The 13,548-nt window shown below is 59.1% G+C and carries 10 protein-coding genes; 3 read left to right on the forward strand and 7 right to left on the reverse strand.

Annotation, left to right across the window (positions count from 1 at the left end; genetic code table 11):
* Positions 1 to 165: 165 nt before the first annotated feature.
* Together betB and betI are read right to left on the reverse strand one after the other, a co-directional pair.
* On the reverse strand, positions 166 to 1,638 hold the full coding sequence (betB, locus tag M9827_RS13990) for a betaine-aldehyde dehydrogenase (RefSeq protein ID WP_103304247.1): 1,473 nt from the start codon (positions 1,636 to 1,638) through the stop codon (positions 166 to 168).
* A gap of 108 nt (positions 1,639 to 1,746) precedes the next feature.
* A complete protein-coding gene (gene betI / locus M9827_RS13995) occupies positions 1,747 to 2,340 on the reverse strand; it encodes a transcriptional regulator BetI (protein ID WP_150693773.1) in 594 nt (197 codons plus the stop codon).
* A 429-nt stretch (positions 2,341 to 2,769) separates the two neighbouring features.
* Here betI and betT point away from each other — a divergent pair, with 429 nt between their 5' ends.
* The gene (gene betT / locus M9827_RS14000) at positions 2,770 to 4,767 is read left to right on the forward strand and encodes a choline BCCT transporter BetT (protein ID WP_284676852.1); all 1,998 of its coding nucleotides are present in this window, start codon (positions 2,770 to 2,772) and stop codon (positions 4,765 to 4,767) included.
* A 387-nt stretch (positions 4,768 to 5,154) separates the two neighbouring features.
* Here the strand turns inward: betT and choV are convergent, their stop codons facing one another.
* The 3 genes from choV to M9827_RS14015 form a co-directional block, all read right to left on the reverse strand.
* Positions 5,155 to 6,333 carry a choline ABC transporter ATP-binding protein gene (gene choV, locus M9827_RS14005; RefSeq protein WP_095112760.1) on the reverse strand — a complete coding sequence of 393 codons (1,179 nt, stop codon included), beginning with the start codon at positions 6,331 to 6,333 and terminating at the stop codon, positions 5,155 to 5,157.
* Positions 6,330 to 7,175, reverse strand: coding sequence for a choline ABC transporter permease subunit (choW, locus tag M9827_RS14010; RefSeq protein ID WP_095121426.1), 846 nt, complete (start codon positions 7,173 to 7,175; stop codon positions 6,330 to 6,332). Before choW ends, choV begins: the two co-directional genes overlap by 4 nt.
* 66 nt (positions 7,176 to 7,241) lie before the next feature.
* Positions 7,242 to 8,186, reverse strand: a complete 945-nt coding sequence (locus M9827_RS14015; protein ID WP_250605863.1) for a choline ABC transporter substrate-binding protein — start codon at positions 8,184 to 8,186, stop codon at positions 7,242 to 7,244.
* A gap of 436 nt (positions 8,187 to 8,622) precedes the next feature.
* Between M9827_RS14015 and M9827_RS14020 the strand changes: the two genes are divergently transcribed.
* Positions 8,623 to 9,999 carry an L-serine ammonia-lyase gene (locus tag M9827_RS14020; protein WP_250605864.1) on the forward strand — a complete coding sequence of 459 codons (1,377 nt, stop codon included), beginning with the start codon at positions 8,623 to 8,625 and terminating at the stop codon, positions 9,997 to 9,999.
* A 556-nt stretch (positions 10,000 to 10,555) separates the two neighbouring features.
* Positions 10,556 to 11,659, forward strand: coding sequence for a choline metabolism transcriptional regulator GbdR (gbdR, locus tag M9827_RS14025; RefSeq protein ID WP_007949927.1), 1,104 nt, complete (start codon positions 10,556 to 10,558; stop codon positions 11,657 to 11,659).
* 88 nt (positions 11,660 to 11,747) lie between these two features.
* Here gbdR and M9827_RS14030 read toward each other — a convergent pair whose 3' ends face one another.
* Both M9827_RS14030 and M9827_RS14035 read right to left on the reverse strand, forming a co-directional pair.
* On the reverse strand, positions 11,748 to 12,011 hold the full coding sequence (locus tag M9827_RS14030) for a hypothetical protein (protein WP_250605865.1): 264 nt from the start codon (positions 12,009 to 12,011) through the stop codon (positions 11,748 to 11,750).
* Between the two features lie 352 nt (positions 12,012 to 12,363).
* Positions 12,364 to 13,527 (reverse strand): gamma-butyrobetaine dioxygenase, encoded by a 1,164-nt coding sequence (locus M9827_RS14035; protein ID WP_250605866.1) that lies wholly within the window; start codon positions 13,525 to 13,527, stop codon positions 12,364 to 12,366.
* Positions 13,528 to 13,548: the final 21 nt, after the last annotated feature.

The raw sequence follows: 13,548 nt of genomic DNA on the forward strand, positions 1-13,548 counted from the left end.
TGATAGTGGTCAGGTCAGACCTCGGCGAGTGCTGTGCACTCGAATCGCTGGCAAGCCAGCTCCCACAAGGATTGGGGGCTGCCACAGATTTGATGGACAACTCCAAACCTGTGGGAGCGGGCTTGCCCGCGAAGAGGCCCTCGCGGGCAATACAAGACTCGGGTCTTAGAACACCGAGACGTAATCGCCCAGTTCGACCTGTACCGATTTGATGCGGGTGAAGTTGTTCAGCGAGCTGATGCCGTTTTCGCGGCCGACACCCGACTGCTTGTAGCCGCCGACCGGCATTTTTGCGTCGGACTCGCCCCAGGCGTTGATCCAGCAGATACCGGCTTCCAGCTGATGAATCACGCGGTGCGCGCGGTTCAGGTCTTTGGTGACGATACCGGCGGCCAGGCCGAAGTCGGTGTCGTTGGCGCGGCGGATCACTTCTTCTTCAGTCTCGTAGGAGAGGATCGCCATCACCGGGCCAAAGATTTCTTCACGGACGATGGTCATGTCGTCGGTGCAATCGGTGAACACGGTCGGAGCCACGAATGCGCCTTTGGCGAATTCGCCGTCGGTCAGACGCTCGCCGCCGCACAGGACGCGGGCACCTTCTTCTTTACCCTTGGCGATGTAACCCAACACGCTTTCCATGTGCGGGAAGCTGACCAGCGGGCCGAAGTTGGTGTTCTCGTCTTCCGGGTTGCCGATGCGGATGCGTGCAACACGCTCGACGATCTTGGCTTCGAAAGCGGCTTTGAGGTGCGCCGGAACGAACACGCGAGTGCCGTTGGTGCAGACCTGACCGGAGCTGTAGAAGTTGGCCATCATCGCGGTGTCGGCAGCGCGATCCAGATCGGCGTCGTCGCAGATGATCAGCGGGGATTTACCGCCCAGTTCCATGGTCACGTCTTTCAGCGACGAAGCCGAAGCGCTGGCCATGACCTTCTTGCCGGTGTCGGTGCCGCCGGTGAAGGAGATTTTTTCGATGCGCGGGTGCTCGGTCAGCCAAGTGCCGACTTCACGGCCGCTACCGGTCAATACGTTGAACACACCGTTTGGAACGCCGGCTTCGGTGTAGATCTCGGCCAGTTTCAGGGTGGTCAGCGAGGTCACTTCGCTTGGCTTGAAGATCATCGCGTTACCGGCAGCCAGGGCTGGCGCGGATTTCCACAGTGCGATCTGGATCGGGTAGTTCCACGCGCCGATACCGGCGACCACGCCCAGCGGCTCGCGACGGGTGTAGACGAACGAGGTGTCACGCAGCGGGATCTGCTCGCCTTCGATCGCTGGCACCAGACCTGCGTAGTATTCCAGCACGTCGGCGCCGGTGACGATGTCGACGTACTTGGTTTCCGAGAACGCTTTACCGGTGTCCAGGGTTTCCAGTGCGGCCAGCTCATCGTTGCGCTCGCGCAGGATGTCGACGGCGCGACGCAGGATGCGCGAACGCTCCATGGCGGTCATCGCGGCCCAGATTTTCTGGCCCTTTTCAGCGCTGACCACAGCACGCTCGACGTCTTCCTTGGTCGCACGTTGCACCAGTGCGAGGACTTCACCGTTAGCCGGGTTAATGGCTTCGAAGGTGGCATCGCTGCCGGCGTCGGAGTACGCGCCATCGATGTAAAGTTTTTGCAGTTCGAAACGGGCCATAGTGTCCTCGCAAGTGCATAAGTGGTTGGCGTTGGTCACCGGGTGAGCCATGTAACTGTGGCATCGCTGGTCGGTGACAGTTCAGGGGCCGAGCGTTTTCTTTGTGCTCTAGCTCACCTTCTTGGCCAATTGGAAATCCATGTATTCGTAAGCGATCTGTTGCGCCTGCGCCGTGTCGAAAGCATCTCCCGACAGCGCGCCGCGCAACCACAAGCCGTCAATCAACGCTGCCAGTCCTCGTGCTGCGCTGCGTGCATCTTCGAGCGACAGCACACGGCGGAACTGGCAGCACAGGTTGGAATACAGACGGTGATCGTTGATCCGCTGCAACCTGTGCAAAGACGGTTGGTGCATGCTGGTGGCCCAGAAGGCCAGCCAGGTTTTCATTGCCGGGCCATTGACCTGGCTGGCGTCGAAGTTGCCTTCGATGATCACCTGCAGATGCGCCCGTGGGCTGTCATCTGCCAGCGCCTGACGGCGCGCGGTGACGTTCTCGCTGAGGACATTCATCAGATACCGCATCGTGGCGGCAATCAGGCCGTTCTTGTCCTGAAAGTAATGACTGATGATGCCATTCGAGACACCTGCCAAACGGGCGATCAGCGCAATGCTGGCGTCCCCCATTCCGACCTGATCGACCGCCTGCAAAGTGGCTTCGATCAGTTGTTGGCGGCGGATGGGTTGCATACCGACCTTGGGCATCTTGCACATCTCCTTAGGCCTTCCGAGGGGCGAATAACGCTTATCGGATTGAGGGCCAGTCTATTTTGTTTTGATTGAACGTTCAATCAACAAAGAATAAGATCTGCGACAAATCGTCGCTGCCTACAGATTTTTCCTACGTGTAAGTGGCGATAAAACCGACATCCGAAAATGCTCGAAACCTGCGTGGGGCATGGCGCGGTTCGCGATTCGATGGACGTGTTGAAAGGGCAAGACGCTCAGGGCCAGGTTTCGGATGAACGTCCGTACACCTTCGGCCACGATTGCGATTCGCAGCGCCATTTCGGCAGGTTCGGGCTTTTTTCGGGGTGTCTTTATATCACCCGCCGGTCGGCTGCCAACTAACCGATTGGTCGGGTTCCGTGTTGCCTTGTGTTCTTCTCTCGCACTGCCTGGAGCATTTGTGCCATGAGTTCTGCCTCGCTAATAAAGACCCCGCCCGAGAAGGTGACGGTCAACGGTTGGGTGTTTTACACCTCTACCGCGCTGATTCTGTTGTTGACCGCCATTCTGATCATCGCCCCGCAAGAGGCCGGCAGACTGTTGGGTATCGCTCAGGCCTGGTTGTCGCGCAGCTTTGGCTGGTACTACATGGTGGTGATCGCCGCCTACCTGGTATTTGTTGTGGGCCTGGCGTTTTCCTCGTACGGCAAACTCAAACTGGGCAGCAAGGACGACACCCCGGATTTCAGTTACGGCGCCTGGGCGGGGATGCTGTTCTCGTCGGGTATCGGCATTTCTCTGCTGTACTTCGGCGCGTCCGAGCCACTGGACCACTACTTCAATCCGCCGGAAGGCGCTGCGGCCACCAACATGGCCGCGCGTCAGGCGGTGCAACTGACGTTCCTGCACTGGGGCCTTCACGGCTGGGCGATCTATGCACTGGTCGGTCTGGCCGTGGCGTACTTTGCTTACCGGCATAACCAGCCGCTGGCCCTGCGTTCGGCGCTGTATCCGCTGGTTGGCGAGCGCTGGGTCAAAGGCGCGGCCGGTCACGCGGTGGACGGCTTTGGCATGTTCGTGACCCTGCTGGGGCTGGTGACCAACCTGGGGATCGGCTCGCTGCAAGTGTCGTCGGGCCTGGAAAACCTGTTCGGCATGGAGCACAGCAACACCAACCTGCTGATCGTGATCATCGTGATGAGCACCGTGGCGACCATCGCTGCCGTGTCCGGCGTGGAAAACGGCATTCGTCGTCTGTCCAACCTGAACATCGTGCTGTTCAGCGGTCTGCTGATTTTCGTATTGCTGTTCGGCCCGACCCTGCACCTGCTCAACGGCTTCGTGCAGAACATCGGTGACTACCTCAATGGCATCGTGCTGAAAACCTTCGACCTTTATGTGTATGAAGGCGACAACGCCAAGTCCGAGCGCTGGATGGGCCTGTGGACCCTGTTCTACTGGGCCTGGTGGATTTCCTGGGCACCATTCGTAGGCATGTTCATCGCGCGTATTTCCCGTGGTCGTACCGTGCGTGAACTGGTGGCGGGTGTGCTGCTGATTCCGCTGGGCTTCACCTTGGCCTGGCTGTCGATCTTCGGTAACTCGGCGCTGGATCTGGTGATGAATCAGGGGGCGGTTGAGTTGGGCAAGACGGCGCTGGAACAGCCGTCGATGGCGATCTATCAATTGCTTGAGCACTACCCGGCGTCGAAAGTCGTCATCGGTGTGTCGATCTTTGTCGGTTTTGTGCTGTTCCTGACCCCGGCCGACTCTGGCGCGGTAATGATGGCGAATCTGTCCTGCAAGGGCGGCAACGTCGATGAAGATGCGCCGCACTGGCTGCGGATCTTCTGGTCGGTGGTGATCACGCTGGTGACCATCGGTCTGCTGTTTGCCGGTAACTTCGAAGCCATGCAAACCATGGTCGTGCTGGCTGGTCTGCCGTTCTCGGTGGTGTTGGTGTTCTTCATGTTTGGCCTGCACAAGGCGATGCGTCAGGACGTGCAGATCGAACAGGAGCAGGCGCAACTGGCGGAACGCGGTCGTCGTGGTTTCAGCGAGCGTCTGACGCAACTGGACCTGCAACCGAGCCAATCGGTGGTGCAGCGTTTCATGGACAAGCAGGTCAGCCCGGCGCTGGAGGATGCTGCGGCGCAGATGCGTGCGCAGGGTCTGGAAGTGCAGACGCTGCTGGGTAAATCCAAGCGTTGCATGGGCGTGCGTATCGAGATGGAAGAGGGCAACCCTTTCGTCTACGAAGTCAGCCTGGACGGCTATCTGGCGACCCCGACCGAATCGGCCCAGTCCGATGAAGCGCGCCAGCGTTACTACCGCGCTGAAGTGTATTTGCACAACGGCAGCCAGGATTACGACCTGATGGGCTTCACACAGGATCAGATCACGCGCGATGTGCTCGATCAGTTTGAAAGCCATCGGCAGCTCCTTGGCCGGGTGTACAGCTAAAGTCAAAAGCCCCCTCACCCTAACCCTCTCCCCAAGGGAGAGGGGGAAAGGGAGCAGGTCGGGGGCTTTTCAAAGCCTGAGTTCGACTCGATATTTCAATGCCAGTCAAAAGCCCCTCACCCCAACCCTCTCCCGAAGGGAGAGGGAGCTGACCGAGGTGTCTGGCGTCGTACATCGACCTGAAAGATCGAGTCGATTATGGATTGGCTGCAGCAGGTTGCGAGCTTCTCCAAATCTTAGTTCCACTCGGTCATTCAGGTCGGCGTAGTTCGAAAATACAACTCGGTCAGTCCCCTCTCCCTCTGGGAGAGGGCTAGGGTGAGGGGCTTTTTTTCCTGACCCAATAAAAAAGGGATCGCTCACCGCGATCCCTTTTTTTACCCCGCCTTAACCGAGGTTCTTGCCCAGCAACGCGTGATACAACTCGCTGTCGCCCAAGATCCCCACCACATGATTGTTATCGTGCAGCACCAGCTTGTTGCCGGTCTGATAACGAATCTGCAGCGCGTCACGCATGCCGATATTCGAATCCACCAGCGTTGGCTTGCGCTCCAGTCCCTCAACCGCTTGCCCTGGTGCCCAGTTCTGCAGGTTAAGCACCGAACCATTCTGCCGCGCACCTTTGATGGTGTTGCCTTCGGCCAGGTCGAGCCACGAATCGCCGCCCGGATCGAGACACACCGAACCGTTGATGCGTTTGCACTTGTCCAGCGTGCGCATCAGGCTGCGGCCGCAGAGGACGTTGAGCGGGTTGGTGTGCGCGACGAAGGTGCGCACATAGTCGTCCGCCGGGTTCAGCACGATCTCTTCCGGCACGCTGTACTGGATGATCCGGCCGTCTTTCATGATCGCGATGCGGCTACCGAGTTTCAGCGCCTCGTCGAGGTCGTGGCTCACAAACACGATGGTCTTGCTCAGCTTGCGTTGCAGTTCCAGCAGTTCATCCTGCAGACCCTGACGGATCAGCGGGTCGAGCGCCGAGAACGGTTCGTCCATCAGCAGAATATCGGCGTCCATCGCCAGTGCCCGCGCCAGACCGACACGCTGCTGCATGCCGCCGGAGAGTTCGTCAGGCTTCTTGTTGCGCCATTGGGTCAGGCCAACCAGTTCCAGTTTCTCGTCGACGAGCTTCTTGCGTTCCTTCTCCGGTCGACCCTGCATTTCCAGACCGAAACTGATGTTCTCGCGCACCGTCAGCCACGGCATCAGGGCGAACTTCTGGAACACCATGGCGATGCGTTTGGTGCGCATCATTTTCAACTCGGCCGGGGTGCAGGAGGCGATGTCGATCTGGCGGTTTTCATGCTCGACGAACAGCTTGCCGCGGCTCACGGTGTTGAGGCCGTTGATGCAGCGCAGCAGGCTCGACTTGCCGGAACCCGACAGGCCCATCAGCACGCAGATTTCGCCTTTGTTGATGTCCAGCGAGGCCTTTTCCACGCCGACGATCTGCCCGGTTTTTTTCAGGATCTCGTTGCGGGTCATGCCCTGATCCAGCAGCTTGAGTGCCTCGCGTGGATCTTTGGAGAAGATTACGTCGACGTCTTCGAAGCGAATTATGCTCATGCGTCACCCCCTACTTTGGCGTCGGGTTGTTTGCAGATACGGTCGAGCATGATCGCCAGCAGTACGATCGCCAGGCCCGCTTCGAAGCCCAGGGCGATATCAGCAGTGTTCAGTGCGTTGACCACCGGTTTGCCGAGTCCGTCGGCGCCTACCAGTGCCGCGATCACCACCATCGACAGCGACAGCATGATGCACTGGGTGATGCCGGCCGCGATGCTTGGCATGGCGTGAGGCAGTTCGATCCGTGAGAGCAGTTGGCGACGCGAGCAGCCGAAGGCCTTGCCAGCGTCCATCAGTTCTTGCGGGACATCGCGGATGCCCAGGTAGGTCAGGCGGATCGGCGCGGCGATTGCGAACACCACCGTGGAGATCAGGCCCGGCACCACACCCAGCCCGAAGAGGGTCAGGGTAGGAATGAGGTAAACGAAGGTCGGTACGGTCTGCATCAGATCGAGCACCGGACGCATTACTGTGTAGAACATCGGTTTGTGCGCGGCGACGATGCCCAACGGCACGCCGATGACCACGCAGACCAGGGTCGCGAACATGACCTGGGCGAGGGTTTCCATGGTCTCCTGCCAGTACCCCAGATTGAGGATCAGCAGGAAGGAGGCGACCACAAACGCGGTCAGGCCCCATTTGCGTTGAATCAGATGGGCGATGATTGCAATCAGGCCAATCAAGACCAGTGGGTTGAACCAGGTCAGCGCAAACGTCACGCCGTGGATCATCGTTTCCAGTGTCACGGCGATTGCGTCGAAGGTGTTGGCGCCGTGTTGCGTCAACCATTCAACGAAGCCCGCGATGTACTGGCCTAAAGGTATTTTCTGATCAATCAGCATGGTAGTGAACGTCCGCATGCAAGGAAATAAACAGCCCGGGCGGGCGAACCCACCCGGCATAAGCGATTACTGAAGCTTGGCTTTCACGGCCTCCAGGCCAGGTTTACCGTCAATGGTGGTCACGCCAGTGAGCCAGGTATCGAGCACTTGTGGATTCTTTTTCAGCCAGGCCTTGGCGGCCGCGTCAGGCTTCATCTTGTCGTCGAGGATGTTGCCCATCAGTTCGCTTTCCATGTCGACGGTGAACTCCAGGTTCTTCAGCAACTGACCGACGTTGCTGCATTCCTCGGCATAACCCTTGCGGGTATTGGTCGCCACGGTTGCAGCACCGAAATCGGGGCCGAAGAAATCATCACCACCGGTCAGGTATTGAATCTTGAAGCGCTTGTTCATCGGGTGCGGCGCCCAGCCGAGGAAGACCACGGCGGTGTCGCGTTTTTGCGCGCGATCCACCTGCGAGAGCATGCCCGCTTCCGATGATTCAACCACTTTGAAACCGGCGGTTTTCAGGCCGAAGGCGTCCTTGTCGATCATGCTCTGGATCAGACGGTTGCCGTCGTTGCCAGGCTCGATGCCGTAGATCTTGCCGTCGAGTTCTTTCTTGAATTTGGCGATGTCGGCGAAGTCATGCAGACCTTTGTCATACAGCGCTTGCGGCACGGCGAGGGTGTACTTGGCGCCCTTGAGGTTGGTGCGCACGGTTTCCACGGTGCCGGCGTCGCGATAGGCCTTGATGTCGTTTTCCATGGTCGGCATCCAGTTGCCGAGGAACACGTCCATGTTCTTGCCGTCGGCCAGCGACTTGTAGGTCACGGGCACGGAGATCATGGTGGTCTTGGTCTTGTAGCCGAGGGCGTTGAGTACAACGGAGGTGGTAGCGGTGGTAGCGGTGATGTCGGTCCAGCCGACATCGGAGAAGTTAACGGTACTGCACTGTGCCGGTTCTGCAGCTTGCGCCAGTAACGGCAGACTCAGCATGGCGGCCAACAACAACGACGGGGAACCTTTCATGGATGGACTCCTTGGTGTTTTTTTTGGCAGTGTTCCGACTGTGGACCACCGCACTTATAGGTTGCGGTTGGATGGCGTTCTGGAGACAGCTCTGTCACGGCGCCTTGCAATCGAGTCATAACGATCATGTACCAGTGAAAATCTGACGCCTACAGGGGGGGTCGTATCCAGTACAGGGATGGTCGCATCCAGTGTCAGTGACGTCGTTTACAGCTTTTTTCAGCCCCGAATGGCCATCTGAACCGCACAAAAACGGCGAAAAACCGGGGCAAAAACGGCGCGGCGCTGGTGGACATGAGTGCGTCGGTGTCAGACGCCGTGCGCTCCGACAAAAGCCTGATGATGCGGGCATTCCGGCGGAACGCAGCTTGAGCGTAGCAGCTCCGCCAGCGGGCGCTTCACGCCCCGGACCGGCATCCTCAGGAGCTCTGCAGCAATGGCTATCAGCGTTTTCGACCTGTTCAAAATCGGCATCGGCCCTTCCAGTTCCCACACCGTCGGGCCGATGCGCGCCGCGGCGTTGTTCGTCGAGTCGCTACGGGACAAGCACCAGTTGGAACAGGTGCGCCGTATAGAAGTGCAATTGTTCGGATCGCTGTCGGCCACGGGCATTGGTCACGGCAGCGACAACGCGGTGATCATGGGTTTGATGGGCGAGTGGCCGGACGCAATCGACCCGTCGCAGATCGGTCCCCGCATTCAGGCGCTGCGCGAAACGCATACCCTGCTATTGGATGGTCGTCTGTCGGTGCCGTTTGTCTGGGCACGGGACATGCGCCTCATTGATGAGAACCTGCCGTTCCACCCCAATGCCATGACGATTGTTGCCGAGGGCGATCACGGCGAACTGCATCGCGACACCTACTATTCGGTGGGTGGCGGGTTTGTGGTGGATCAGGCGCAGGCCTCCAGCGGAGTGGTCGATCTGGATCGCACTGAATTGCCCTACGACTTTTCCAGCGCGGTCGAGTTGCTGGAACTGTGCAAACGCAACAATCTGCGCGTCGCCGAATTGATGATGGCCAACGAAAAGGTCTGGCGCAGCGAGGAAGAAATCCGCGCCGGGCTGATGAAACTGTGGCGGGCCATGCAGGATTGCGTCGAGCAGGGCCTCAAGCACGAAGGCATCCTGCCTGGTGGATTGAATGTGCGTCGGCGCGCGGCGAAGTTGCATCGCAGTCTTCAGGAATTGAACAAGCCCAACGTGATCGGCTCGACGCTGAGCGCGATGGAGTGGGTCAACCTGTTCGCCCTGGCGGTTAATGAAGAAAATGCGGCGGGCGGACGGATGGTCACGGCGCCGACCAATGGTGCCGCAGGGATCATTCCGGCGGTGTTGCACTACTTCATGAAGTTCAGCGAGGCGGTGACGGACGCCAACGTGGTCGATTACTTCCTAGGTGCAGCGGCGGTGGGCATTCTGTGCAAAAAGAATGCTTCGATCTCGGGCGCCGAAGTGGGTTGTCAGGGTGAGGTCGGCTCGGCGTGCGCCATGGCGGCGGCAGGGCTGGCGGAGATTCTTGGCGCCACGCCGGAGCAATTGTGCAACGCGGCGGAGATTGGTCTGGAGCATAACCTTGGACTGACCTGCGATCCGGTCGGTGGCCTGGTGCAGGTGCCGTGCATCGAGCGTAATGCGATTGCCGCGGTGAAGGCGATCAACGCGGCGCAGATGGCATTGCGTGGCGATGGTCAGCACTTTATCTCGCTGGATCGGGTGATCCGCACCATGCGCGATACCGGCGCCGACATGCATGACAAATATAAAGAGACTTCGCGCGGTGGCTTGGCCGTTAGCGCGGTTGAGTGCTGAGACCGCGTCGCCACTATCGCTGGCAAGCCAGCTCCCACAGGTTCTTTGGTGATACCGATATCTTGATCACACTGAAAATCCCTGTGGGAGCTGCGGTGCGACGATTCGACTTGCCAGCGATGAGGCCAGACCAGTCAAAACTGCGCGCTAAGTGAACACGGACAATAAATCACGCCACCTTTTAGCGCGTCGCAAACAGATAAGAGTCTTTCCCAGCTGTTACAGGCGCTCAGCACCCCCTACCGTCCGTCACCCGTGCCTGCGGTGACACTGTCCGACAATCGTGCGCAGGCCAGTTCCCACAAGTGCTACCGATCTGCTCACACCTGCCGGAGCAGGGCTTTCACCGCCGCTGATGGCACTTCGAAACTCCCCTGGTCGGACCGTTCGTGTAGACACGTCGCGACGTCGTTTTCAGGAGTTATTGAACGGCCATCCAACTTTAGGCATGGCAATTGCTCTGTCATAACAAAGCCCGTCTCCCACGCGAGAACGCTGGCAATAACAAGAGCCTCCGCCTGAGGCCATCACCCGCTTTGTGTGAGGAGATACCGCGATGACGTCGTTCAACTCCGGGGCCCAACCCCAGAACCGTGCGCCTCAATCCATCGGCTTTCTGCTGCTGGACAATTTCACGCTGATTTCTCTGGCGTCCGCAGTAGAACCCCTGCGCATGGCCAACCAATTGTCCGGTCGCGAGCTGTATCGCTGGAGCACCCTCACCGTCGATGGCGGCCAGGTGTGGGCCAGTGACGGTCTGCAAATCACTCCCGACGCTTCCATGCACAAAGCGCCACCGCTGGACACCGTGATTGTCTGCGGTGGCATCGGTATCCAACGCACTGTCACCCGCGAACACGTTTCATGGCTGCAAAGCCAGGCGCGCCAGTCCAAGCGTCTTGGCGCGGTGTGCACCGGCAGTTGGGCTCTGGCCTGTGCCGGCCTGCTCGACGGTTTCGATTGCAGCGTGCACTGGGAATGTCTGGCGGCGATGCAGGAAGCTTTCCCGCGCGTGGCCATGAGCACACGCCTGTTCACCCTCGACCGTAACCGTTTCACCAGCTCTGGCGGCACCGCGCCACTGGACATGATGCTGCACCTGATCAGCCGCGATCACGGCCGTGAACTGTCCGCCGCGATCTCGGAGATGTTTGTCTACGAACGCATCCGCAACGAGCAGGATCACCAGCGTGTGCCGCTCAAGCACATGCTCGGCACCAACCAGCCGAAACTGCAGGAAATCGTGGCGCTGATGGAAGCCAACCTTGAAGAGCCGATCGACCTTGACGAACTGGCGGTGTACGTCGCCGTGTCGCGTCGACAGCTGGAGCGGCTGTTCCAGAAATACCTGCACTGCTCGCCGTCGCGTTACTACTTGAAGCTGCGTTTGATCCGCGCCCGGCAGTTGCTCAAGCAAACGCCGATGTCGATCATCGAAGTGGCCTCGGTGTGTGGTTTCGTCTCGACACCGCACTTCTCCAAGTGCTACCGCGAATACTTCGGCATTCCGCCGCGTGACGAGCGCGTAGGTTCCAACACCACCCAGCAAGTTGCGATGCTGCCGCTGCCGCAGGCGATCGTGATGTCGCCGCTGTCGGGGCCGATGTCGGCGTTGAGTCAGGCGCGCAATGAGTCGACGTTTGCCAGCGTAAGGCTGTAAGGCAAAAGATCGCAGCCTGCGGCAGCTCCTACAGGGATATGCGTTCCAATGTAGGAGCTGCCGAAGGCTGCGATCTTTTGATCTGCTGTCAGGCGCTATGGCTTTGCTGATAGTCCGCCAATGCCGGCAGTAATTGTTTGTCGATCGCCTGACGCACCGCCGGCTGGATACTGGCGCCGCTGGTGTACATGTCCTTGACCATTTTGCGCAATTCAAACGCACGAACATTATCCAGGCCGCGCACGGCATGCTCGCAAGCCTGCTCGGCCGTTGAACCGCTCGGCACTTGAAATCCCAACGCCTTGAGCTGGCCCAGCAAATCTTCCTGATCGATCAAATCGGCATACATCATGACGCGCATCCTTCTTCAATAACGGAGGTCGTGGCTCGATTCTGGTAGCCATGCGGGGGCACGGCAAGGGCGATTTGTCGCAGTGGCTGCGACGGCTATGAACAGGTCGTTTTCGGCTAACTCGGCGGCGAGGGGAGTCGGCACACTGAACTCAGCTTGCAACACGAAGGTTTGGTCACCCTCGCTTGGCAGCTCCTCAACAGTACCCTCTGCCCCGATCCTGTCACGGCTTGTATCGGGGCTTTTTTCATTTTGTGAAAGGCAAAAGATCGCAGCCTTCGGCAGCTCCTACAGGAAAACGCATTCCAATGTAGGAGCTGCCGAAGGCTGCGATCTTTTTGCATTGAATGGTCTAGCGCTGCAACACCAGAATCCGCGACAACAACTCATCCCGGTCGATGTAGCAGCCCTGAAAATGCCGCGCCCCGGTGGCCGGGTCAAACGCATTGCGCGCATGCAACGTGCGGCGGTTATCAAAGCACCACAGCTCCCCCGGATTGAGCCTTTGCATCAGCTGAAACCGTGGTTCGCGGGTCATCGCGATAAAGCGCCGATACGCCCGGTACAACCGTGGCATTTGTTCCACCGAGGTATCAAACGCCCCGCGCAGAAAGTTCGCCATGCGAATCTCGGTCACGCGACCCAAGGCATCCAAGGCAATGATCGGCGCCAGGCAGCGATAGTCGCTATGGCGATCCTTGTTGCGAAACTCTAAGGGGATTTCACACAGGGCCTGAAACGATGCCGGGTCTTCACTGCGCAGCGCATCGGCAATCGCAAAACCATCGATAAAAATGCTTTCGCCGCCCTCGGCGTCATTCACCAGACAATGCAGAAATTGCAGCCCCGGTTGCAGCTCGCGGGTGGGCAGATCGGTGTGCAACGGCAAGTTGAAAGCGGTGTAGGCGTTGCTGTCGGCATCGGCTTTGGATTGCACGTTGAACAGCACACCGAAGTTGCTTTCGCGAATAAAGGAAATGCGTTGCGCGATGAGTTTCAACGAACCGGATTCAGTGGGCACACCGCGCACTTGCGTCAGGCCGATGTCGCGTACGGCGAGCAGCCATTGGAGCAGCGCGGCGTTGTCGTTCATCAGTGCCGCGTATTCGAATACCGGCAACTGCAGATCGTTGCGCCACAGATAAGACTTGGGTTTGCCGGCCAAGCGTTCGGCGCGGGATTCATCGTCATAGGCATGAGCGCGCAACCAGCCCGGATCGAAGCGGCTGAGGTGGCCGTCCTGCCAGTCGATGCGCAGGCAGCCGTCGGTATCGATATGGGCGGCGGCAGGCTTGAGGTCTTCAGCGGCATCGACAATCTCGAACACCTGCTCGCGGGTAACGTTGTAGACGCACTGCGGGCACGGGCAGTTATCCCGCAACCAGACATGGTGAAACGGGCTGATGCGACCGTCAGCCCATTCGATGGCAACGCGATCCGCCAGGGTCTGCACGCCACCGAGCGCGCTGATCAACGGATAAGTACGGAAATCGGCAACAACGGCAGCGGTGTGCATGGCGGGCTCCTATAGATCGAT

This window comes from Pseudomonas sp. AKS31 (genome assembly GCF_023634765.1).
Lineage (GTDB): Bacteria > Pseudomonadota > Gammaproteobacteria > Pseudomonadales > Pseudomonadaceae > Aquipseudomonas.

Excerpts from the sequence above, each read along its gene's own strand:
- betT (WP_284676852.1), top strand. The coding sequence starts at position 2,770 with ATGAGTTCTGCCTCGCTAATAAAGACCCCGCCCGAGAAGGTGACGGTC.
- betI (WP_150693773.1), bottom strand. The coding sequence starts at position 2,340 with ATGCCCAAGGTCGGTATGCAACCCATCCGCCGCCAACAACTGATCGAA.
- M9827_RS14030 (WP_250605865.1), bottom strand. The coding sequence starts at position 12,011 with ATGATGTATGCCGATTTGATCGATCAGGAAGATTTGCTGGGCCAGCTC.
- choW (WP_095121426.1), bottom strand. The coding sequence starts at position 7,175 with ATGCTGATTGATCAGAAAATACCTTTAGGCCAGTACATCGCGGGCTTC.
- betB (WP_103304247.1), bottom strand. The coding sequence starts at position 1,638 with ATGGCCCGTTTCGAACTGCAAAAACTTTACATCGATGGCGCGTACTCC.
- M9827_RS14015 (WP_250605863.1), bottom strand. The coding sequence starts at position 8,186 with ATGAAAGGTTCCCCGTCGTTGTTGTTGGCCGCCATGCTGAGTCTGCCG.
- choV (WP_095112760.1), bottom strand. The coding sequence starts at position 6,333 with ATGAGCATAATTCGCTTCGAAGACGTCGACGTAATCTTCTCCAAAGAT.
- M9827_RS14020 (WP_250605864.1), top strand. The coding sequence starts at position 8,623 with ATGGCTATCAGCGTTTTCGACCTGTTCAAAATCGGCATCGGCCCTTCC.
- gbdR (WP_007949927.1), top strand. The coding sequence starts at position 10,556 with ATGACGTCGTTCAACTCCGGGGCCCAACCCCAGAACCGTGCGCCTCAA.
- M9827_RS14035 (WP_250605866.1), bottom strand. The coding sequence starts at position 13,527 with ATGCACACCGCTGCCGTTGTTGCCGATTTCCGTACTTATCCGTTGATC.